At 40.8% G+C, this 22,570-nt stretch carries 14 protein-coding genes; 11 read left to right on the forward strand and 3 right to left on the reverse strand.

Translation table 11 applies throughout. The features are described 5' to 3' along the window. The first annotated feature begins 36 nt into the window (after positions 1-36). The gene (locus G613_RS0115115; protein WP_155828109.1) at positions 37-1,860 is read left to right on the forward strand and encodes a hypothetical protein; all 1,824 of its coding nucleotides are present in this window, start codon (positions 37-39) and stop codon (positions 1,858-1,860) included. 27 nt (positions 1,861-1,887) lie between these two features. Here the strand turns inward: G613_RS0115115 and G613_RS18835 are convergent, their stop codons facing one another. Beyond that, a complete protein-coding gene (locus G613_RS18835) occupies positions 1,888-3,903 on the reverse strand; it encodes an adenylyltransferase/cytidyltransferase family protein (RefSeq protein WP_029233422.1) in 2,016 nt (671 codons plus the stop codon). Between the two features lie 146 nt (positions 3,904-4,049). On the opposite strand from G613_RS18835, the gene G613_RS0115125 reads away from it, so the two are divergent. From G613_RS0115125 to G613_RS0115135, 3 genes are all read left to right on the forward strand, one after another. Beyond that, positions 4,050-5,018 (forward strand): glycosyltransferase family 2 protein, encoded by a 969-nt coding sequence (locus tag G613_RS0115125; RefSeq protein ID WP_155828110.1) that lies wholly within the window; start codon positions 4,050-4,052, stop codon positions 5,016-5,018. Between the two features lie 68 nt (positions 5,019-5,086). Continuing rightward, positions 5,087-6,184, forward strand: a complete 1,098-nt coding sequence (locus G613_RS18840) for a glycosyltransferase family 4 protein (protein WP_196805071.1) — start codon at positions 5,087-5,089, stop codon at positions 6,182-6,184. Between the two features lie 37 nt (positions 6,185-6,221). After that, the gene (locus G613_RS0115135) at positions 6,222-8,378 is read left to right on the forward strand and encodes a hypothetical protein (RefSeq protein ID WP_029233425.1); all 2,157 of its coding nucleotides are present in this window, start codon (positions 6,222-6,224) and stop codon (positions 8,376-8,378) included. A 28-nt stretch (positions 8,379-8,406) separates the two neighbouring features. Here G613_RS0115135 and G613_RS0115140 read toward each other — a convergent pair whose 3' ends face one another. Further along, positions 8,407-9,954 (reverse strand): hypothetical protein, encoded by a 1,548-nt coding sequence (locus G613_RS0115140; protein WP_155828111.1) that lies wholly within the window; start codon positions 9,952-9,954, stop codon positions 8,407-8,409. Beyond that, positions 9,951-11,867 (reverse strand): DUF6020 family protein, encoded by a 1,917-nt coding sequence (locus tag G613_RS0115145; protein WP_029233427.1) that lies wholly within the window; start codon positions 11,865-11,867, stop codon positions 9,951-9,953. The genes G613_RS0115140 and G613_RS0115145 overlap by 4 nt, the downstream gene beginning before the upstream one ends. 191 nt (positions 11,868-12,058) lie before the next feature. Here G613_RS0115145 and G613_RS0115150 point away from each other — a divergent pair, with 191 nt between their 5' ends. Genes G613_RS0115150 through G613_RS0115180 form a run of 7 tightly spaced genes read left to right on the forward strand, consistent with a single transcriptional unit; the run spans position 12,059 to position 22,568 of the window. Beyond that, a complete protein-coding gene (locus G613_RS0115150; RefSeq protein WP_029233428.1) occupies positions 12,059-14,485 on the forward strand; it encodes a hypothetical protein in 2,427 nt (808 codons plus the stop codon). Further along, on the forward strand, positions 14,475-16,574 hold the full coding sequence (locus tag G613_RS18845; RefSeq protein WP_029233429.1) for an adenylyltransferase/cytidyltransferase family protein: 2,100 nt from the start codon (positions 14,475-14,477) through the stop codon (positions 16,572-16,574). The genes G613_RS0115150 and G613_RS18845 overlap by 11 nt, the downstream gene beginning before the upstream one ends. A gap of 12 nt (positions 16,575-16,586) precedes the next feature. Further along, positions 16,587-17,858 carry a glycosyltransferase gene (locus G613_RS0115160; RefSeq protein ID WP_029233430.1) on the forward strand — a complete coding sequence of 424 codons (1,272 nt, stop codon included), beginning with the start codon at positions 16,587-16,589 and terminating at the stop codon, positions 17,856-17,858. A gap of 21 nt (positions 17,859-17,879) precedes the next feature. After that, positions 17,880-18,854, forward strand: coding sequence for a glycosyltransferase family 2 protein (locus G613_RS0115165; RefSeq protein WP_029233431.1), 975 nt, complete (start codon positions 17,880-17,882; stop codon positions 18,852-18,854). Positions 18,855-18,877: 23 nt separating this feature from the next. Next, on the forward strand, positions 18,878-20,272 hold the full coding sequence (locus G613_RS0115170; protein WP_029233432.1) for an MBOAT family O-acyltransferase: 1,395 nt from the start codon (positions 18,878-18,880) through the stop codon (positions 20,270-20,272). Positions 20,273-20,283: 11 nt separating this feature from the next. Then, complete coding sequence (locus tag G613_RS0115175; RefSeq protein ID WP_155828112.1) at positions 20,284-21,303, forward strand: hypothetical protein; 1,020 nt, start codon at positions 20,284-20,286, stop codon at positions 21,301-21,303. Beyond that, complete coding sequence (locus tag G613_RS0115180) at positions 21,300-22,568, forward strand: hypothetical protein (RefSeq protein WP_029233434.1); 1,269 nt, start codon at positions 21,300-21,302, stop codon at positions 22,566-22,568. The genes G613_RS0115175 and G613_RS0115180 overlap by 4 nt, the downstream gene beginning before the upstream one ends. Positions 22,569-22,570 lie beyond the last annotated feature (2 nt).

A 22,570-nucleotide genomic window follows, 5' to 3' on the forward strand; every position in this document is an offset into this window, starting at 1 on the left:
GCAAGATGACTTAATAGTGGGATTGTAAGTGATTATATGATGAGTATTGTTAGGATTCTGTTACCTTTTGTTTATTGCGTGACAGTTGGAACTGCATATAGCCTTGTTTTTAAGAGAAAGCTTATTGATTCTTTGGCACCTGCTTTTTTCCTGCAGATACTACTAATGCTGTTAACAGGGATAACTATAGGCAGATTGTCTGTAGGGATTTGGATTGGGTTTATTGTGGCTTTAGGAGCTATTTTTTACTTCTGCGTCAGAGAGAAATCCCTTGCAAGTCTGTCTACAGTTTTTGTTTTGCCTGGTAAATTTCTTAGAGTAGATGTGTGTCTGTTTGTGGTGGCATATTTAGTTATTTTCGTATTCAATGCCGGCAAACATTTCAACATGTCTGGCGAGTTCACGCATTGGGGATGGTTTGTTAGAGAGTCCTATAATAATGACTTTCTATATAGTATTTCTACAAAAGCATTTGAGCATAAAGATTATGTTCCGGGAGTTTCTCTGTTTGAAACATTGTGGTGCAGATTATCCCTTAGATATAGCGAACCAAATGCTTATCGTGGAATTCAGATGCTGCAGATATCTATGCTTCTTCCGGTAGTATTAGGGATATACAATAAAATATCGGAGAATTTAGAGCGTAAGAGCCACAAAATAGCAATGTTTGTGGTGAATTTGTTTATTGTTTTGGCACTTCCGCTTTTTTCTGCGGTTCCTTTTTATCATACCTTGTATATGGATTTGATTCTGGGGGTACTTGTATTCTACTGTATCTGGATAACCATATCAGAGGACTTTGACGGCTACAGCCTGTGGTTACTAGGTTTAACACTTAGCATAATTATGTTATGCAAGAATGTTGGAATTGCTTTTGTACCTGCTCTATTCTTGTTCTATGGGGCATGGCATCATTTGGCTAGTGATAAAAATGTTTCCAGGATCAGAATTTGGATTAGTTCATTCGTAGTAGCTGCTGTTTCAGTTATTCCATGGGCTTTATATCAAGCGTTCCTCAGAGCTAAGGGTGTTAACGTAGCACCTCATTATCAGAATGATATTACAGCTTCTTACTGGAAGGCTATAGCCATGAAGGGCATAGTAGCTCATGTATCTTACTTATGGATTGTGGTAGCACTGGCAGTATTATTTATCATATTTGCCCTTATAGAAGACAATCAGGATAATAGGAGAAAGGTTGTACTGATAGGACTTTGGGTATTCTTAACAGGCATCTATTATTCTGTAATTATGTATTTTGTTTACAAGAATAATATTGTGGAAAGCGAAGCTGTAGAGTTTGTGGGGCTTGAGAGGTATATGTCCACTTATGTGTTGATGGCTCTATATGCTGTCGTAGTTACTTATTCGCTTTATATGTCTGCCGGTCGAAAGGTTGCTCCGTATCTGGCAGCGATATTCCTTGTTGAGAATATAGCCGTTTTCTTTGGGGCTGGGCAGTTATTACCAGGAACACTTACCCATGATGAAATATGGTATGAGGGCCATATTGAGTATTTGAATAATACCTTGCCTGAAGGGGCAGATCTCTTATTTGTTAGCGCATCGGCAGATGTAAATGCAGGGTCAAGAGTACAGTTTTATTGTGAAAATATAGAAATTACTGAGGGTATATTTGCTTCTGATTCAGATGTGGATACAGGATTAGATGACGGATATAGTGTAGAGGAGTTTGCTAAGGAATGCGCAGAGCATGACTATATATACTTCTTTTCCTACGAGGATGACTTTATAGATAGATATTCTGATGCCTTTGAAGGCTCCGACGTAATTGCTCTTGGTAAACTTTACAAAGTAGAGAATGTAAACGGAAAAATAAGAACATCACCTGTAGAGTGATGTCCTTACGGATAATCTGGCTTATGATTATTTAGAGTTATTCATTGTCTTTAGGAATTCATAGGTGGTTGGCGGAACTAGTTCTTTGACCAGTTCCCAATTGCCTTCGTGCATGGCTTTTCTAACGGCAGATGCGCTGATGACCATATCCCCTGTTTGCTTTCTGGGGATTTCTACAAATTCTACGCCGTACTTAGGCAGGGTCTGTTTCATATTGACGTTATACTGGTTGGTGAACATATCTATTGGTTCTTCGCCAGCAAAGCGCACGGATATGCCAAAGTACTGAGCAATACTAAGGAAATATTCAAGATCATTCTGGGCATTTAGGTCAATCTTGCCCAGATTTTTTTTGTCAAAATATCCGGGAAGAGTCTGGGCTGAGATTACGTATTTGCCGCTTGATAGTACTGTTACGTTTCCAAGGTCTGCGGTTCCCAGCTTAACAAGCTCTATTCTGTCTGCAAATTTAAATTCTGATTTATCCTCTTCAACTACAAAAATGTATAGGTTGTCCACCTGTTTGCTGGCCTGTTCAATAAGGTATCTGTGGCCATTGGTAAATGGATTGCAGTTCATGACAATGGCGCCATTTCGGCCGCTTCCGGTCTTGATATTGGATTTTTGTGATTCAAGCCAGGAGATAAGTGATTTATCAGGAAGTGACTTGACTGAGGTGATTCGCTTGAGAGCAGGGCCAAAGGTAACCAGGGTTGGATCTGTAGCTGCGTCAGAGCTAGTGTCAAGTTCATTGATAACGTCAGCTATTTTCTCGGATATCTTTTCTGCTATCACGTGATCAAAGTGTACAGCGATATCAAATACATGGTTCTCTACATCACTAATTTCGTTATACACATCGGTGAGGTCAATGGCAGCATCAAACGCTGTTGTAGTAGAAGAAGCCACTGTAGATGGGCTAAATACTACTACGATATCGCCTGTTTTGTACTCTTTTTCACGCATGATGTAGCTGATGGTATTGAAGGTACTACCCATGTTGTAGACGCTGTAGCGGTCATCTATTTGCGACTTAATAAGTGATGGAATAGTCTTTGCATCCTCATAGCTGGAGCCTCTTACAAAGCATGGCCCGTAGATATATACGCTATTAGTCTTGGAGCTTGTGTTGCCCACAGTGCGTCTAAAACCGTTATCGAAATTGATGTACTGCCCGTTATGATAATTGGTGCTATAGCCACGAGTGTTATCGTTGATAATTGACTTAAGCTCAGCTTGGAGATACTGATTGCTCTCGTGTCTGGCCCTTATGCGGTCAAAGAGATCCGGAGTATAGCGGCGAAGTCTCTCCCAGTAGCGGAGCTTTTTCTGAACCTCACTATAGCGGGTGAGTCTTTTCTCGTCTGGAATATAGATCCATATGACTTTAACACCGCCCTCCCGGAGCTTTGGAAGTATAAAGGTATTGAGGTCCAGAAGGTACTCTGAGGTCTTACTAAAGGGCGCATATAACCTCCTGAGGTAGAAGGTACGCAGCTGCGTACCGGCAGAGTTTCTTACCTCCTGATATGGACGAAGGTCAGCGAATATTATAAAGGTATCGGGTTCGAGTGCGTCGAGATTAAAAGTGTCATCTGTGTTTCTGGTTACAGTTATATTTGAGTTTGCAGACAGATAGTTGTATAGAGTATCTGTATAGGCGCCATTTCCAACAATAAGAAATCTATCGTTCTCATTTTCTAAGGTGCTAAATATGCGCGGAATTTCAGTTTCCACGATGTAATCGGGAGTATCCAGGAAAGAGAGGAACTCCTTGGCTGTGTAGGGATAGTCTGTGCCAGAGCTTGTTGTATTTCCACCAGAGATGACAATACGTTTGTTACCGTCAGAATTAGTTGGAATAGATAGCCTATTAAGGGCCTTTTTAAGGGCCTGGCCTTCCTTGTAATTCTCAGAAAAAGATATCTCTCTAATATCAAAACGGGTCATTATTGTCTTGAGGTTATCAAGCTTTTCCTGAGTGATTTCGTTTAGTTCTTTTTTATCTGCAAAGTATTTATAAATGTTGTATCTAATACCCATTTGGACTCCCGGTCAATTATCTAATCTTTTGATTATACTAGTATACTGTTTATTATCAGGTTTTCATAGATATTATGCATAAAGTGTTTTATAATTTATCTTAACTATGAGCCCACAAAGTGGGCTTTTTTGCGGTAGGGTATCAGATGAGTGATTTGATTTCAGTTGTAGTTCCTTCCTATAACGTTGAGGACTACATAGACAAGTGCATAGATAGTATCTGCCATCAGGACTACGAGAATATCGAGATTATCCTTGTGGATGATGGAGCAACTGATGGAACGGGGGAAAAGTGCGATGAGTGGGCGCAGCGTGATGCTAGAGTTCGCGTTATTCATCAGGAGAATCAGGGCCTGTCAGGAGCAAGGAATTCAGGTATCAGAGTAGCTAAGGGCCAATATATATCTTTTATCGACTCTGACGACATGATAGCAACTGATTATGTGTCTACTCTGTATGACTGTATACTTAAGAGCGGCGCCAGAATGGCCCAGGGAAGGTCCAAGAACTTTTTTAAGGAAGAGGACATTGCAGGCTTCGTATCAGAGGATAAGAGAAGTGTACAGAGCGGCTATGATATGTGCAAGACTCTTATGAGTGAGTACAAGATGGGCTGGGGAATCGTCATGACCAAGATGTTCGATAAGAGCCTTTTTGATGACCTGGAGTTTCCACTTGGACACATTCATGAGGATGAGTATCTGGTTTATAAGCTGTACTGGAACTCGGGTAAGGTGGCCCTTACTGATAAAATTGTGTATCACTACAGATCCAAGAGAAAAGGCAGTATCACTCATTCTGGGTATAGTTTAAAACGCCTTGATGCAATGTATGCAAGGCAGGAACGATGTGAGTTCTTTAAGGAACTTGGTGAGAAGGAGCTATATCAGTTAGCTAAATTGGGACTTTGTACTACGCAAATAGAGGCTTTGAGAAAACTTAAGGACTCAGATATAGAGGATAAAGAGAAGTATATAGGTGATATCAGTAAGAACTTGAAAGTTAATGCTAAAGAGGTGTTTGGTGCAGATAGTATTAGCTTCAAGAAAAAGGTATCTCTTTTCCTTGAAATTTATGCACCTGGATTAAAGAGAATGCTTGTTAAGCAAAAGTGAAGATACAGACAGCATTAAGATAGAGTAATACTGCGGGCTATTGATAAATGAGTTTTGAAAGGATTACTATGAAGAAGGTTCTTCATTTACTTAGCGGCGGCGGAGCCGGTGGAATAGAAATTTTGTGCGAACAGATAGGGCTCCGAGGAGAGTATAGGCACGAGTTTTGTTTTCTTTTTTCCGGGGGCGCTATAGCGGACAGGATGAAAGAAAATGGATTAATTACATATGATTTGACCGGAGAGTCTATCTGGAAGAAGCTTGGAGCGCTACAAGAGATATTTGCAGATGGTAAGTATGATGCAGTAGTGGTGCACCATGAGGGCGTTAAGCTCTATTTATTATATGAGTCATTGATTAGATTTGCAGAGAGAGAAAAAATGCTTGATGTTTCTTTTATCAAGTATCTTCATTGTACTTTTGATGAGAATGACTTCTATACCGGAAATAAGATTGTGGATTTGCTTCATCATTATTTACTAGAGAAGACTTTGGAAGATTCGGATAATCTAGTAGCTGTGTCTGAGTTCGCAAAACGTTCTTATGAGGATGAGTTTGGAATTGATGAAGACAAGATTAAGGTCATCTACAATGGAATAGAGACTGGAGATATAGCTGAGCTTGCGACTAAGAAATGCTTAGATGGGAATAGGCTCTTGTACATCGGAAGACTTGTAGATGTTAAAGGAGTTGATGTGCTCATAAGGGCTATAGCTCTTTTGAAAGACAGAGGTATCTATGTTTATCTTGACATTCTTGGAGATGGAGAAGCTAGACAACCTCTGCAGAAATTAGCAGAGGATATTGGAATATCTGAGCAGGTCTCTTTTCATGGGGTTGTACTGGACAAGCAGGAGTATTTTGACAGGGATGGAATCTTTGTTTATCCATCTGTTTGGCAGGAGGCCTTTGGTATTTCAATTATCGAGGCTATGAGCCAGGGACTTGTGTGCGTTGCATCAAGAGTTGGCGGAATTCCTGAGATAATTACAGAAGATAATCAGGGAATTCTCTTTGAAAAAGGAGATCCGGAGCTTCTAGCTGATGCCATCGAGAAAGCCCAGAAGAGATGTAGCGCTTACGAGGAGTATAGAGATGCGATTATTTCAAGGGCATCTGAGTTTAGCATAGAGAAATCAGTAGCTGAGCTGGAAGCGCTTGTTTAAGGATAGTTTGAGTATAAAGTTGGGTGAGAACATAAATATGGAGAGTTCTAAGAATAAAAAGATAGTATTGGTCATAGCCCTGGAAATTGTTGCGATAATAGCGGTGATTTTAGCTCTTATTGTGCATGGCAGCCACTTAAAATCATATGACATTGCCCTTTCTGAAGATTGTGTGGGAAAGGTTTCTGTAGTGGCCGGTAGTTATACAATTGTTATTGACTATGAGTCTGAGGATCAGTTAAATGCCACCTTGTCTTCTAAATATGGCAGCCATTTTCTTCATGCCAACTCATTTATTCTTAGTGACAATAAAACTTTGGGGTCCTATGATTTCTATGTGACACATGCTATAGATGATCTGAAGCTTTCAATTACGAATTCTGCCGAAGGAGAGTATAACATTCAGAAGGTAGTAATAGCTGAGAATAACAATAACCTACGCATTCTTATATTTGTAATGGCCTTGTTATCACTTCTCGTAGATGCATGTCTTTTCTGCCCTTGGAGCAGGTATAACAAGAAGACAATAATGATACTGATGGCGATCGCCTTTGGAGCATCACTTCCGGCTTTTATGTATGGCTTTGGAACAGGGCATGATACGAGCTTTCACCTTCTTAGGATAGAGGGAATTGCTGAGGGGCTAAGGCTTGGGCAGTTTCCGGTTATCATGAATACTGTTTTTAATGATTCCTATGGATATCCGGTGGATGTCTTTTACCCAAATCTCTTGTTATATATTCCGGCGGTTCTGAGGGTGGTTGGCTTTTCCATTGCCACAGCTTATAAGACGTACATAATATTTATCAGCATTCTGACGACTGTGTTTAGTTATTTACTGGGTTGCAGTATATTTACCGATGACAAGATAGCTATGATTGTAGCTGCAGCTTACACATTGTCAGCTTACAGACTTGTGAATGTATGGGGAAGGCAGTCCCTTGGTGAATATACTGCTATGGCTTTTCTGCCTGTAATAGCGATGGCTGTGTGGAATATCTATACACTGGATGTCGGTGACAAGGCATTTAAGCGCAGCTTTATTCCTCTTTCCTTTGGAATGCTGGGTCTCTTGTATTCACACGTATTGTCTACTGAGATGACGGTGATAGTGCTCCTTGTAATAGCTCTTGTGTGCTATAAGAAGACTTTTAAGAAAGAAGTGCTTTTGGTTTATGTCAAGGCCATAGGGATATTTGTCCTTGTGGGTCTTGCCTTTATAGTGCCATTTCTGGATTATTACCTTAATACCGATGTTTATATTAAGGTTTTAGGAAGTGAGAAGCAATATATCCAGGAAGGCGGGGCATTTATTAGCGACTATTTTGCATTCTTCAGGGGTATATTTGGAGATAATTCTCTTTATGCCAGTGAGAGAATGCAGATAAGCCCCGGGTTTGTTCTTATGATTGCGCTTCTTGTGGGAATCTTTATGATGATTGCATGTAAGGCTACGGGTAAGATCAAGGCCATGACTATAGCTTCATGCGTTCTCCTTTTTGTGTCCACTGATATTTTTCCTTGGAATCAGATGGTTCTGAGAGTTCCATTTTTTAATACTTTTGCTGCTATTCAGTTTCCTTGGAGATATGTGGGATATTCGACTGTTTTCCTTGCGATATTGCTGGGGCTTCTCATGGAGTATGCAGTAGAGCATGGGTATGATGTGGTGAAGCTAAGTGCTGTAGTTGGAATTGGTATTGTGATAGGCCTGGGCAGCTTTGTAAGTAACTATAGTGAAGCTACCAGACAGGTGAATTACCTGGATACTTCTGAACTTACGACCCATACCGGAGGAAGCATTCCTCTGGTTGGAGGAGCCGAATATCTCCTAACCGGAACTGATGTGGATAAGCTGGATAGCAAGGTTATTACTGATGTAGGTACTGCCATGATAACCAGTGAGAGAGGCACAGATCTGGTGCTGGCTGTGGATATGCCACAAGCAGGGGAGATAGTTATCCCAAGATTTGCATATCCCCGTTATGTTGCGGTAGATGATAATGGCAATGAGCTTGACGTATACACCGGAGATAATAATAGAATCAGCATATATGTGTCTGGTCAATATAAGGGGAATATTACAGTGAAATACAGAGTTCGTAGTCTGTGGCGCCTAAGTGAGCTTATTTCCCTTGTGAGCTTATTGGGATTTGGATTTATGTTACGTAAATCCAAGAAAAGCTGGTTATGATATATAAAGTGAAAAAATCGAGTTGGGGTTATCCAACTCGATTTTTTTGGTAACGGAATATACTGCCGCATACACATGCCATATAAGGAATAGCGTATACGAAGTAAGGAAAAACATATCTGCCCTTGGCTTCCCATATTAGTGAGAACAAAAAGCCTCCGAAAACACCGATAAGAGGCGTATACCAGATGAGGTCAAACTGCTTTTTAAATAGCCTTATTAGTATTAATACCAGCAAACTAAAGTACAGGAGCAGCTGGTAGAGCTTCATGTATTTTTCTATGAGGAGGCCGATTCCCTGTCTGTTATATATGTCTGAAACCCAGGAAAAAGAGCCTTTGTTGTAGAGCCTGGACATTGGAAGGCACTGATACATAGGTGTTTCCCACTGAGCTATAAGCTTGTAACCATAAAAGCTTTTGAAAAACTCCGGGTCTTCCTTGCAATGTTCGAAAACCTCTTGCAGCTCTTTTACCGCCGCCTTATTGGTCGCTTTGACGTCGTAATTATTGGAGCTAAAAATCTGAACGTGACTTCCGTTCCACCAGCCGGGATAATCCCAGTCGTAGTTGCCCATATAGATATAGGCAAGGGCCGGCGTTGCGGGAGCATCCTCCGGTATGTCAAAAAGCTTGTTAATAGCTATTTTGGAAGCAAGGATGCTACATATTATGGCGATAGTGGCCAGAATGAAGGATAAATAGGTGTGCTTGTGATTTTTCTTTTTGAGGATACTACGAATAAATAGCCCTACAATGACTACAAGGTAAGCAACCAGCATGATCACAGCGTTCATGCGCATGAAAACTGCAAGTGCGCATAGAAGGAACAGTAATAGTGCTTTATAAACTCTGGGCTTATGGAGAAGGCTCATAAAGCACCACAGGCTGCACATGATCAGTATGGTGGAGATGAGATCTCCGTACAGGAAGGGCGTGTATCCGTATATTGGGAAGTTGGTCACCATAAACAGCAGGTAAAAGAACTGTGCCTTACGACTGTGTTCTGATAAAAAGCCGGTGATATGGTAGCCGCTGATCACAAGGGCTGGAAGCATGGCAGCTACAATGATCTTGAACTGAAGATAAGGTTCTTCGCCAAACAGGCGGATTAGTATCATCCATACATACATCAGGCCAAGATTCTGGCTGTTAAGGCTCATATAACCGCCCTGGGCAAGCATTGAACGGTCGCCCTCCAGATACATAGTTGCATAAATGTAGGCAGCCTGTTGATCAGCTTCCGGTGAAGTCTTGGTTAGGACAACCCAGGTGATAGCAATGACTGTAACAATAACGCAAGATATTGTAAGAAGTATACGGTCCGGAATGCGATATAGGAAGCTGTCATAAAAAAGTCCGATTACAATAATGACTCCAAGGGCAAGTGCCAGCTTTAGAAGGTTCTTTTGCCAAGGTGTATCACTAATGGTGATATATTCAATTGACGGATCAGGATTGGTTCCGATTTTCGTAAGGCACAGATAAAATAAGGGAACTAGCATTATCAGTGCCAGAATACAGAAAAGGTCCTCCATGAACCTGTCTTTGCTAAAGTAAGTTCTTAGTAGTTTCATTTGTTTGTCCTAAGTAGATGCATATACATTCCCACCAGGGTAGGCATGATGTAGAACACTGCCCATGAGTATCTTGGCTGGTCTCTGATCATTGGCGCCAGGAAAATAAAGGCGATGCACAGTAGTACCGGCACGAAGGTGATAATGTATCTGCCAAGCTTGTTGTTTAGCATAAATAGCATGATTGACAGCATTACGATTACGTACAGTGCCAGATTGTTCAGAGATGAAATGATTGGCAGGCTGTTAACCATACGGTAGAAGCTGCATATCATAATAGGCAGACCCTGCATGGATTCCGGCACGTAGAGCTGCAGGTAATCTATGAGTTCCGGGGTTGTGATGCCCTTGCCGGCGTCAACGTCCTGATTATACACGATATTGTCAAAATCCGGCATGAAGATGTAATAGCTCTGATTCCAGGTGGCTTCCACATAACACATGGGGTGCTTGAAGAACATCTTAAACCAGGTCTTGAAGTAGGCACTTAATTGCTCGTCAGTAGATTTAGAGCGGAATAAGCTCTTAACATTATCTGAACAGTGCGGAGTGTAGGCCTTAGCAAGCTTATCGTATTCGATGATTCCATCAATTGCTGCTCGCTCCTCTTCGGTAACTTCGCTTCCATAGTCTCTTACATATCTGGCAGTTTGCTGGAAGAGGAATGAGTAAGCGTCCTTTTGCCTCTCAATCGTTACGTTGTGGCTTACAATTACGGCCTGATCTGCTGTGTTTGACAGCAGAAGGGCCACAACCATAACAACGAATGGGATTGGGCTGAACTTCGCTTTCTTTTTTACCAAAAGAACTATGTAGGTGATCACCAGAACAGCGCAGGTACCGTAGTAGATGTGAAGACCGTTCTTTCTAAAGAGAGTGAGCATCAATGTTCCTATTATCCAGACCAGGATCAGCTTCCAATCTCTTTTTACGCTAAATGAGGTCTTGTGCTCTACTACGATGCTGATAAGGCACAGGGCGATAATGACATAGCCTATCATGTGAGGATAGTCCTTGATGGCCCAGGCTGCATTGCCCATAAAGTACGGGGTGCAGCAATACAGGAAGAATACAAGGAGCCTAAGCCACTTGGGAGACTTCCATTTATATAGCATGACCTGAGTAAATCCAAGCACCAGGGCCATAATGGCTGACTGGATGCAGACATAGATGAAAATACCCACATTTCCTGCTCCAAAGACATTTCGTCCAAAGAGGACAAACTGGCTTGTAATCCAGGTATGGAAGATGGGCTGAGCGTTGTCGTATCTATAAACACCGAAATATTGATTGAGCTCGTACCAGTTATCTGCGCTTAGAGCCGCCGGATATCGCATGATCAGGTGGATTATCCAGGAGAGATATATCAAGACGAATGAAAAGAGCCATGGGTGAGCGTGATACATCTTTTTGAGGTTAGTGAAATGTACCTTAGCACCAGGTTCTGTGGCAGCGGGCTTAGCCAGGTTGTAGGTGTTAAAAATGTAGTTAAGGCCTCGAATTACCAAGATATACAGGAAGTAGAAGCCGATGACCAATATGGCAGTCTTAATTAGATTAAACTTGGGAGTCCATATGGAGCTGAGGCTATCGTTATAAGCAAATGCGCGGCCTCCGGCGTACATAATGGAAAGGAATCCGGCGAGAATCCTGTCGCCTTTGACTGCGGCAAGCGTATGCTCTGAATCCTCCATGAATCTGTAATAGATAAATGCAAGGGCGCTGGCAACAACAAGAATGTAGAAGCCATTACCTGCAAAAGTATACTTTACCTGCTCGAAGAACTTGAATATTGCATTGATTAGTGAACGGGTAATATGAGCTTCATATGGATCCGGGGTATCTAAAGTTATGAAAAATGCTGACGCAGTAAAAAGCGCAGCTATGATGGATTTGCAAATTTTCTTGTTCATTATAGGGATTGCTCCTTCTATTTCGTGTTAAAAGTCAGTAATTATCTGATGACCTTATATCAGTATACTTTATAAGCAAGTAAAATTGAAGTATTAGGGATTTGTGGTAGCTATAAGCACTCAAAAACGCTATAATTTAATTTGGTTTAGTTTGCCAAAAACTAATAGCACGAGTATTAGGGGGATGGACTTTGAAATATAAGGCGGTTAGTAAGAAGACATATATTTTCGGAATAGAATTAGTAGCTATAGTTATATGCTTGATATCTTTTGTGCTTCCGAAATCACATTATAGTTACGAAGGTAGTGAACTTGAATCACCCAGCGGAATCTTTATGGATAGCATGATGGATGTGACTGAACCTGGATTTTATATAGATAATTCTGTGGCAGAATCAGGAGCAGAGGGAGTTGTTGTTACTCCGGCTACAAATCTTAGATTTGGCAGCTATAATGTCACTTTAAAATATCTTGCAAGTAATACCGGAAATAGTTATTCTTGCGTATCTGACTGGAATACAATGCCTGTTACGCTTGGTAGAACCAAGGACGGGCTTGATAGAAATGATAATACCGGTAAGCCAATGGTAATCACCCTTAATTCAGCTTTGAATGTGGGTGGATATCAGGTACAGTACAATTTTAGCGGTGATGGTTATCTGTATGTATATGGTCTGGAAATACAGGAGACCAACTGGTGGAAAGTATATTTATTGTTAGTAGTGATATGTTTGAGTTTGATTGTTAATGTATGTACTGCTATTACTGAGTCTAATGATAATAGGCTCAAGGGAGATGCGGTATTAGTTGTGCTGCTGACATTTTTCGCTTCACTTCCGCTATTTGATCCTTATCTTATGTGGGGACATGACCTTGGCTTCCATTTGGGAAGAATAGAGGCTTTGGCAGAAAGTTTTAGAAATGGACAGATTCCATCTAGAGTTTCATCTTACTGGCTTGATGGTAAGGGATATGCGGCTTCCATTTTCTATGGAGATTTGTTCCTTGTAATTCCGGCGCTTTTAAGGCTTCTTGGCAGTTCGGTGCAGTTTGCTTATAAGATTTATATATTCTTGATCAATCTTGCAACCGCTTGTGTAAGCCTTTTCTGTTTCAGAAGAGTGTTTGGAATGTGGAATTTTGGTAAGAATTCTACAGATGGTATTACAGAGGGAAAAGTGAGCGGCAGAAGTCAATTGGCTGCAATAGTAGCAACCGTGATTTTTGTGCTTTCTCCTTACAGACTTGTATGTTTATATACAAGGGCAGCAGTTGGCGAATATACAGCTATTGTATTTTATCCGCTAGTATTTTGGGGACTTATGAGGCTCTATGAAGGTGCTAATGCCGAATCCAGTGATGAAAAAGCTAAAGTTGGATTTCTGCCAGGAGTGGCAGGTTTAATAGGTAGAACCTTGCCACTTATACTTGGAGTGACAGGAATTACTAATTGTCATGTTCTATCCGGCGTTATCTTAGCCCTCTTTATCATAGGCTTTGCTCTTATAAATTTCAGAAAGACGTTTACTAAGAGAGTTCTAGGTGAATACGGATTTACGGCTGTAACAGTTCTGCTGATTAACCTATGGTACATTGTGCCTTTTGTCCAGGTTATGTTGGATGGCATCGGTGCTATGGGACTTAGACAGAATGGAAGATTTAGATCCAACGGAACCTATCTGTGGCAGATGTTATCATTGTTCCCTAGAACAGGAATTTCTCTCAGCTCTGAGGAGATAATAGGCGTTGCCAGAACTGAAGAGATGGTGGTAACAATCGGAGCGGGTGTTATTGTACTTGGGGCATATGCACTGATGAGAGCGTACGCACTTCTTTCTATCGAAATGATTGGGAATACAGATGAAAATAGATCTAAGAATAAGCGAATAGGTATTGCTGATAAGCTGTTTGTTGTGTCATTGATAACACTTCTTATGGCATCGCCATATTTCCCATGGGATGGAATAAAACGTATATCAAGCGTTACTAATTCAATTGTTACAAATATCCAGTTTCCATTCAGGTTCCTTAGTGTTGCGGTATTGTGCATAGCTCTTTTAACAGGTCTCATGATTGAATTATGGCCGGAGAATATCGGTAGCTTCAAAGCGATATTTAGCATGGCGATTGTTATGATGTGCATAGTATCAGCTAGTTACTACTACACAAACCGTGGTACTACTGATGATTACACAATCATAGCGGATGATTTTAATGATGATACAATCATGGGAGCAGAGTATCTGCCAAGTGGAACAGCGGTGGATTACGATTCAAATTATAATGAAACATCGTCTGATACAGCTGTGGTAAATGGTTGGAGAAGGGAAAAAGGTAAGATATACGTTAATGTATCTAATCCGTCTTCTGATATAGCTGAGATTTCAGTGCCATTTATCTACTACAGAGGTTATAGAGCGAAGGATGTGGTAACCAATGGCGCTGTAGAAGTGGTTAAGAATAACGATGGATTTGCTAACCTCCGCGTAGGTGGTGGATATAATGGAGAAGTCTGTGTGTTCTATAAAGAACCTTTGCTATGGAGAATAAGTGAGATAATCTCTATTATAGGTTTTGTGGGACTTATGTGTTTTTGGAGAAGATTTAATGCTAGGTAGATACGACAACATAAAGAAAACAAGTGCATATAAGCTGAAATGGTACATGGATTTATTTCAGATAACAGATGTGGCTTTATGCGACGATAGCCTTAAGGAAAAGCTAATCTTTGGCTATATTAAGACTGTTCTGGGAATGGCTGGAATAAAGATTCATATGTGCTCAGTGGAGAGAGTTAAATCTAGAGAAAATACGCAGCTGAGTACATTGTATATCGCATCTGAAGCGTCACTTGAGATAATTGCCGGAAAAGGTTTAAATGCTATGTCTACAACTGACTTTGTGGATCTTTTCAGGTTAGAGGATGAGAGATTAGTTCGAAAGACTCAGGTGTACAACACGCTGGAGAATTGCTATTCATCCATTTGCGTAGTTGGCGATTCTGCTTTTGCCAAGGAAATGAAGGGGTACTACCGGGATAATAAGAGTGTTAATGTAAGACTGATGGATAGATCTGCCATCTCTTTTGATAATAAGTGTTATCACTTGAATGCAGAACCTAATGTAGACGAGCTTGTTATGGTAATGGATCCAATACCTCAATTTGATGTGGTATATGGTGATACGGATAAAAAAGCTAATGCATTTTTTGTAGACAACATGTTTAGAAGCTTTTATAAGCCTGTTGAGACATATAGGGCTGATATAGAGCATATTTTGAAAAGGCTTCAGGATAATGGAGTAACAGTTGTTACTGTTTGCTCTGTGGATTACAACGACTTTAAGGGTGACAAGGACCTGGTGGCTACAATAGACTCCTGGAATGAACTTCGCAAGAAGAATTCTGAAGAGTTTAATCGTAAGAGACATGAGGCCAGGGGGACAACATATCTTTTGCCTAATCAGAAGAGCCTTACTCATAGCTATGTTAAGGGCTATTCTCAGATGCACGGTAATGGTGAGTACATAAACTTCCTGAATGGTTTCAGAGTTACCACAGGGAATAAGGCTGGTGCCAAGCATGATATTTATATGTTTGGCGCATGTGTTGTCAGAGACCTGGGGGCTGATGACGACAACACTCTGGCATCACTTATCAAGAAGGAAATTGGTGATGATTATAATGTTCATAATTATGGCAGTGAGATTCATGCTACAAACCTGATTATGAGAACGCTGGACTACAAACCAGGAGACGTGGTGATATGGTGGTCTCTTGATAGTATCAAGAAGCAGAATAAGATATTCCCGGATTCTCACTACTGTGATCTGACTGGGGCCTACAGGAGAGTCCCTGAGCTTCATAAGCATATCTTTGATGATATCAATCATTATGATAGGACAGTTAAGAATGAGGTTGTAAAGGAGATTGTTTCTGCGGTAAAAGAGGCAGTGAAATTCGATGCAGAACAAACAAAGGCTGCGACTTTAGATACTTCATTCAATAGCAAGAGTTATGTTTCTTTTGGTAAGCTCCCTAAGAGGATACCCGGTAAAGAACTTAATGCCGATAGTTCTTTTATCAAGTATCTTGATGAGCTTAGCACCAATAAAAGATCCGGAAAAAAGGGCGCTATTGTAATGAATTGCAACCCATTTACATTGGGACATAGGTATTTAATTGAAACAGCCGCTCAAAAGGTAGATTATCTGTATGTGTTCGTAGTAGAAGAAGACAAGTCCGTTTTCAAATTCAAGGATAGATTTGAGATGGTAAAACAAGGGACTGCTGATTTGCCAAATGTTGAAGTGCTTCCTAGTGGGAAATATGTCTTATCTGCGCAGACGCTACCTGGGTACTTTAATAAATCTGAACTCAAAGATACGTATCTCAACGCTAGTGATGATCTTGAGTTATTTATGCAGGTGGCAGAAACTCTTGGCATTAGTGTGAGGTTTGTTGGCGAAGAGCCTATAGATCTTTATACAAGGCAGTACAATGACAATATGAGAAAGATACTACCAAAGTATGGCCTGGAGTTTGTAGAGATTCCAAGGAAAACAGTAGAAACAGGCACAGATGTGGTCATCAGTGCATCCAGAGTTAGAAAACTCATAGAAGAGAAAGACTACGAGGGTGTTAAGAAGATTGTACCGGAGACTACATACAGGTATCTAGCGGATGTATTACAGCTTGTTGAAGGATGAGAATAAAGAGATATGAGAGTATTGATAGTTAACAAGTTTCTGTATCCCAATGGGGGATCAGAGACATATATATTCAAATTGGGTGAAGAACTTATAAGGCGCGGTCATGAAGTTCAGTATTTTGGCATGGAGCATGAAGGCAGATGCGTGGGAAATGCAGTAAATGCTTATACTTCAGACATGGATTTTCATGGTGGCAGTAAGCTTTCCAAGTTAACTTACCCTATAAAGACCATATACAGCAAAGAGGCCAGGGAGAAGATTCGTCTTGTATTGGAAGATTTCAAGCCTGATGTGGTGCATCTCAACAACTTCAATTATCAGCTGACCCCTTCTATTATTCTGGAAGTGGTGAAGTGGAGAGAAGAAAAGAAGAAAGCCTGCAAGATTGTCTTTACAGCACATGATTATCAGCTTATTTGCCCTAATCATATGATGAATATTCCATCAACAGGTCGAAACTGTGATGCCTGTGTAGGCGGTAAGTTCTCCAATTGTGTCAAGAATAAGTGTATTCACGGTTCTACTGCCAAGTCGGTAGTAGGTGCTATGGAGGCTACCTACTGGAAGAAGCGCGGAACTTACAAGTATATTGATAAGATTATCTGTCCCTCTGAGTTTATGAAGAAGCAGATGGATAGGAATCCGCTATTTGCAGGGAAGACTGTAGCACAGCATAATTTTGTGGAGCATGTAGGTAATGGGGACCAAAATGATAGCTCTTTTAGTGCTTCAGGAAATAGAGATGTGGTATTAAGTGATGGAACCAAGCTTCCACCGCAATATGTTCTGTACTTTGGAAGGTATTCTCTTGAAAAGGGCATTCAAACCATGATTGAAGCCTGCAATATGCTTCCTGAGATAGATTTCGTCTTTGCAGGTAAGGGAGATTACGTTGAGGAAATCCGTGGGCTTCAGTATGCTACTGAGGTTGGATTTAGAACCGGGGCGGATTTAGATCTTTTGATAAGAAATGCTGTATGTACGGTTTATCCATCTGAGTGGTATGAGAACAATCCTTTCTCTGTCATGGAGAGCCAGGAGAGGCTTGTGCCGGTAATTGGTGCTGATATCGGCGGAATCCCTGAGCTTATTCGAAACGGCGAGGATGGAATGCTGTTTGAAAGCAGAAATGCTGAGAAGCTTGCTGATACGATCAAGTATCTGTGGGATAACCCGGATGTGGCAGCAAAGTTCAAGGACAATTTGGCCAAGGTACAAAATCGTAGGAAAAACCTTGCTGAATACACTCAGTGGATTGAAGAAATATATGAAGCGAAATAAAGAAAAGATTAGAAATCTGATATGAACAATAAAAATGAACTGATATCGGTGGTTGTGCCGATTTATAATGCAGAAAAGTACATAAGAAGGTGTGTTGATAGTATCCTAAAGCAAACCTATAAGAATCTTGAGGTGATTCTGGTTGATGATGGATCTACGGACGGAACACCGGGGATATTGGATGAGTATGCTGTAGCTGATGTGAGAGTCAAGGTGATTCATAAAGAGAATGTTGGCCATGCCCATTCCAGAAACAGAGGACTTGAGGCAGCTTGCGGAGAATTCATAACCTTTATGGACTGTGATGACTACATGCATTCTGATTTCATGGAGAAGATGTATGGTGCAATTTGCGCCGACGGATCGGATATGGCGTGCTGCTCTTTTAACTATGTAGATGAGCAGGGAAATAAGCTGGGATGGAGTGAGCCTTCCCTCGTCCGTGATAGTGTTGATTCTGAGAGAGCACAGAGAGAATTTCTCACTACATATAATATTGAGGGCTTTTCCTGGAACAAGCTTGTCAGAAGATCAATCCTTATGGAGAATGACCTGAGATATCCAGAGAAGCAGAAGGCTTTTGTTGATATGTATCTGTGGTACTGTGCGATTTCCGCATGTGGTAGAGTGAGCTTTGTGCCTGATAAGATCTATGACTATTATCAGATGTCAGGCTCAGTAGTGCATACCATTGATGATGTTAAGCTTGGTAATTTTAAAACTACAATAAGGAAGATTTGTGACAGAGCTCATCAAAACGGATTAGCTAAAGAGGGCGATTATTACGCTTCTCTAAGAATGCTAATGCAGATGTACGATCAGATACGCCTTGACGTAAAGTCAGGCTTTAAGAGTGGCTTTTTCCACAAGTATAGATGGAATGAGATTTTTACAGCTGATGGTGCTAAAGTGCGCCAATCAGCCATGAATTATTATAATGGGAACAAATTGGCATTATACCTAAAATACCTGCTGATCAGGATGTATCTTAAGTAAAATATCGAGACTGCGAGGTAAGTATGCCTGTTTATACTAAGCTTTACGGATTGTTTTTCCTGACTATATGTGTGATCTTTTATAGCTTGGCTTATTTGATCAAAGATTCTGCTAACAGGTCTGTGGTTAGCAGAGTCTTGTTATTGTGTGCTGACTTAGTGTTCTATGCTTATGCGGGAGTGACTTTTCTTCCGGCGCTTTTGTATGTGGTTGTTGTTACGTATTTGGGCGGACTTTTGCTTGGTAAGAGGGGGAAACTCTTTCCTTTATTTTGCACTTTGCTGTTTGCACCATTAGTAGCTTACAAGTTTTTGCAATGGAATCAGGGAGATTTTATCATTCCCCTTGGAATCTCATTTTTTACGTTACAGGCCTATTCTTATCTTAATTCTGTTTATAAGAAGGATGCAGAGCCGGAGAGATCTTTTTTGACAGTGGCTGTCTTTGTATCATTTTTCCCTGCGGTTTCATCCGGACCTATTCTAAGATCGTCCAAGATAATTCCTCAGCTAAAAGCTCCTAAGGATTTCGAATATGACAGGGTGACAGATGGCATGAAGCTGTACTGTTTGGGCTTGTTCAAGAAAATGGTTCTGGCTGACAATCTGGCCCTATATATTCAGAGCGTCAATGAACAGTTTGCGCTGGGAAATGTACATGGACTAGCAGTGATAACGGCAGCTATTTTTTATTCTCTTCAGCTATACCTGGATTTCTCGGGATATTCAGATATAGTTATTGGATGCTCCAAAGTGCTTGGCTTTGATATCGACAGGAATTTTGATCATCCATATATGGCAAGGACTATTACTGAGTTCTGGAGAAGATGGCATATCTCCCTTAGTAGCTGGCTTAGAGACTATATCTATTTTCCTCTTGGAGGAAGTAAGAGAGGGGCTTTCAGGACATATATCAACATCTTGATTGTGTTTGTTATAAGTGGCCTGTGGCATGGAAATGGCCTTAATTATATTGTGTGGGGTTTGTTACATGGTCTTTTCCAGTGTGTGGAAAGGGCTTTAAAGGCTTTTACTCATGGGAAATATAAGGGCAGTAGATTAGTAACGTTTGTTATGGTTACCTTTGCCTGGATGTTTTTTGCTGAGAAAAGCGTAGGAGATGCCCTCGGTAAGATTAGAGCATTTTCGATTATCCCAAGGGATATTTCAGAAGTGTTTAGTGGAAAGCACTTGTTGGTTGAAGCTCTACAGGTTCCACAGGATATGAATTTCCTTATGCTAGTTGTTGGAATTGTGATATTTGCTCTTGTGAGCGTTATTACTTACGAGAAAGATGGGCTGGAACTTATCAGGAAAATTCCGGCTGTGCCAAGATGGGTGCTGTACAATCTGCTTATTCTGGGTGTTCTGTTTTTCTCAGCTTCCACACAGGTAAGTTTTATCTATAACAAGTTTTGATGGGAAGGTCTATGAAGAAACTATTAGTTAAATTGCCGCTATTACTGGTGCCTCTTTTCATATATCTGTCTGTGGTTTATTTATGTGATGTGTTTAATGTGTTTCATTATGATAATATAAGGCAGACATCAGCCAGTAGTAATGAGAATTACGTTAAGACCAGGTATGTTCTGGATAACCCGGATAGGTTCAACGCTTTTATTTTGGGGTCTTCAAGGGTAGGAAATCTGCCTATGGAGGGACTTCCGGGGCAGTATGAGGGAAGCTCCTTGTCATGGTACAATATGACATATCCTATGGGATGCCCCAAGGATAATCTTGAGACGATCAAGACTTTTTTGGATAGTGGCGTAGATGTTAAGTGTGTAATTATTGGAATCGATGAGATTTCCATGTATAGAAGCTACCAGGATAATTCAGCTGAGCAAATATATACTCAATATCAGGAGTATGAGAGGTCGCCTATATCTTTTTACTATTCATATCTGAAGGTTAAACCTGATTTTAAGCTGTTAAAAGAGGCTTTGTCGCAGAGCGAGCAGGATAAGCTTGATACAGAGCTTTTCTATGAATACGGTGTAGAAAGGGAAAGTACGGATTTGTCTGTCCCTAATGAGGATGCCAATATGGTATCTTCTCTTGGCTGCGGCTATTATGGCCCTGAAGAGAGTGTTCAGGCTGTTCGGGAAATTGCCGGTATCTGCAAGGATAATGGCATAGAGCTTAAGATTTTTACTTCACCTATACTTGAGACTACTTATCGTGAGGCAGTTGAAAAGGGCTATTTGGATTATCTTAGGGATGTGGCTGAATGCATAGATTTTTATAATTTCTCAGGTCTTAATGAGTACACTACGGATATGAGATATTATTTTGATGCTTCACATTATAGGCCCTATGTAGGTCTTTTGATTGAAAAGTGTATATTTGATGATAGCGTAGATAGGGATGTCACTGCCTTTGGCGGATATATTTCCCAAGATAATATTGAGAGTTTGATATCTCGTTTGGAAGAGGAGATAGTGAAATGAATCAGGTTTTTTCCAGAAAAAAACTGGCTATACATGCGATTGCAATCCTTGCATTAAGTGTAATACTGGGCGTTATTATGCTTTGCCTTGTGTATATGCTTCCTACCGGAAAGATGAAGGCAAATGTGGCGGCTGCGTACGATCTTTTCATGGATGAGAGAGTATACCATGACTGGTCTAACGATGTGGAATATACGAGGCTTGACGGATATACAGATATGCTTATGTATGGAACTGCCAGTTATCCGGGGGAAGAGAGTGTTCTCAATGAGGCTCTGATGAATCGTCACATTGATATGTGGTACGAGGATGGAATGGACGTGGCTTTCTGGTCTACAGATTCAGAGGGCGAGTACAGACCCATAAGCTATGAGGTATACTGGCATGGATATTTGATTTGGCTAAAGCCCTTGTTATTGTTCATGCATCCAAGAAATATCAGAGTGCTGAATATGGTGCTTCAATTTGTGCTGATAGGGTATCTGCTTCAGACATTGGCCATGAAATTTCGCGGAAAGTATTCTCTTTCAGTTGTATCTGGGCTTATAGTGATCAATACAGTATCAACTGCTATGTGTCTTCAGTATTCCAGTATCTTCTATATTTCGGTTATTGGAATGATATTAGTGCTGAAATTCCCTGCGCTTACCAGGGGAAGACATAACTTTTCTCTGTTTTTCCTTATGTCGGGAATACTTGTAGCGTATTTTGATTTCCTGACATATCCGCCAATAGCGCTTTGCATGCCTCTTATGATGTACCTGATCATGTATAATGAGGGAGTTAATGGAGTTCAGAGTGAGAGTAACGGCGTTTTTGCGGTCCTGAGAGCTGGGATTTACTGGAGCGTTGGTTATATTGGAATGTGGGGAAGTAAGTGGTTCCTACCACTCCTTGTAGGGGACAACAGGCTGGATTATGTATTGTATGAACTTGGGTACAGATCCGGAGTTGGCAAAGTATCTTTTGTAGAAGTTGTTGTTGAGAAGATCAAGGTTTTGATGATCAAGCCTTTAATGGTATATTTCGCAGTATGCTTGTTGTATTTGATCGTGAAGCTTGTTATGAGCGTAGTTAGGAAGCAGTTTGTATCTCTACGAAGAGACTATGTGCTTGCTATGATAATGATGATGGTTATCCCGATTGCATGGTATTTTGTAGTAAGGGAACATTCGCTCCATACTTTTGCTTATAGAGAGCTTGCCGGAACTATTATGGCGGGGATGATACTACTTGAGAGCTTCTCGTATCAAACTAGGGAATAGGA

Source organism: Butyrivibrio sp. VCB2006, from assembly GCF_000420945.1.
GTDB lineage: Bacteria > Bacillota > Clostridia > Lachnospirales > Lachnospiraceae > Butyrivibrio.

Bases quoted from the DNA above. Each gene is read 5' to 3' on its own strand.
- G613_RS0115165 (WP_029233431.1), top strand. From the start codon at position 17,880: ATGAACAATAAAAATGAACTGATATCGGTGGTTGTGCCGATTTATAAT.
- G613_RS0115160 (WP_029233430.1), top strand. From the start codon at position 16,587: ATGAGAGTATTGATAGTTAACAAGTTTCTGTATCCCAATGGGGGATCA.
- G613_RS0115125 (WP_155828110.1), top strand. From the start codon at position 4,050: ATGAGTGATTTGATTTCAGTTGTAGTTCCTTCCTATAACGTTGAGGAC.
- G613_RS0115180 (WP_029233434.1), top strand. From the start codon at position 21,300: ATGAATCAGGTTTTTTCCAGAAAAAAACTGGCTATACATGCGATTGCA.
- G613_RS0115145 (WP_029233427.1), bottom strand. From the start codon at position 11,867: ATGAACAAGAAAATTTGCAAATCCATCATAGCTGCGCTTTTTACTGCG.
- G613_RS18845 (WP_029233429.1), top strand. From the start codon at position 14,475: ATGCTAGGTAGATACGACAACATAAAGAAAACAAGTGCATATAAGCTG.
- G613_RS0115175 (WP_155828112.1), top strand. From the start codon at position 20,284: ATGAAGAAACTATTAGTTAAATTGCCGCTATTACTGGTGCCTCTTTTC.
- G613_RS18840 (WP_196805071.1), top strand. From the start codon at position 5,087: ATGAAGAAGGTTCTTCATTTACTTAGCGGCGGCGGAGCCGGTGGAATA.
- G613_RS0115140 (WP_155828111.1), bottom strand. From the start codon at position 9,954: ATGAAACTACTAAGAACTTACTTTAGCAAAGACAGGTTCATGGAGGAC.
- G613_RS0115170 (WP_029233432.1), top strand. From the start codon at position 18,878: ATGCCTGTTTATACTAAGCTTTACGGATTGTTTTTCCTGACTATATGT.
- G613_RS18835 (WP_029233422.1), bottom strand. From the start codon at position 3,903: ATGGGTATTAGATACAACATTTATAAATACTTTGCAGATAAAAAAGAA.
- G613_RS0115115 (WP_155828109.1), top strand. From the start codon at position 37: ATGATGAGTATTGTTAGGATTCTGTTACCTTTTGTTTATTGCGTGACA.
- G613_RS0115135 (WP_029233425.1), top strand. From the start codon at position 6,222: ATGGAGAGTTCTAAGAATAAAAAGATAGTATTGGTCATAGCCCTGGAA.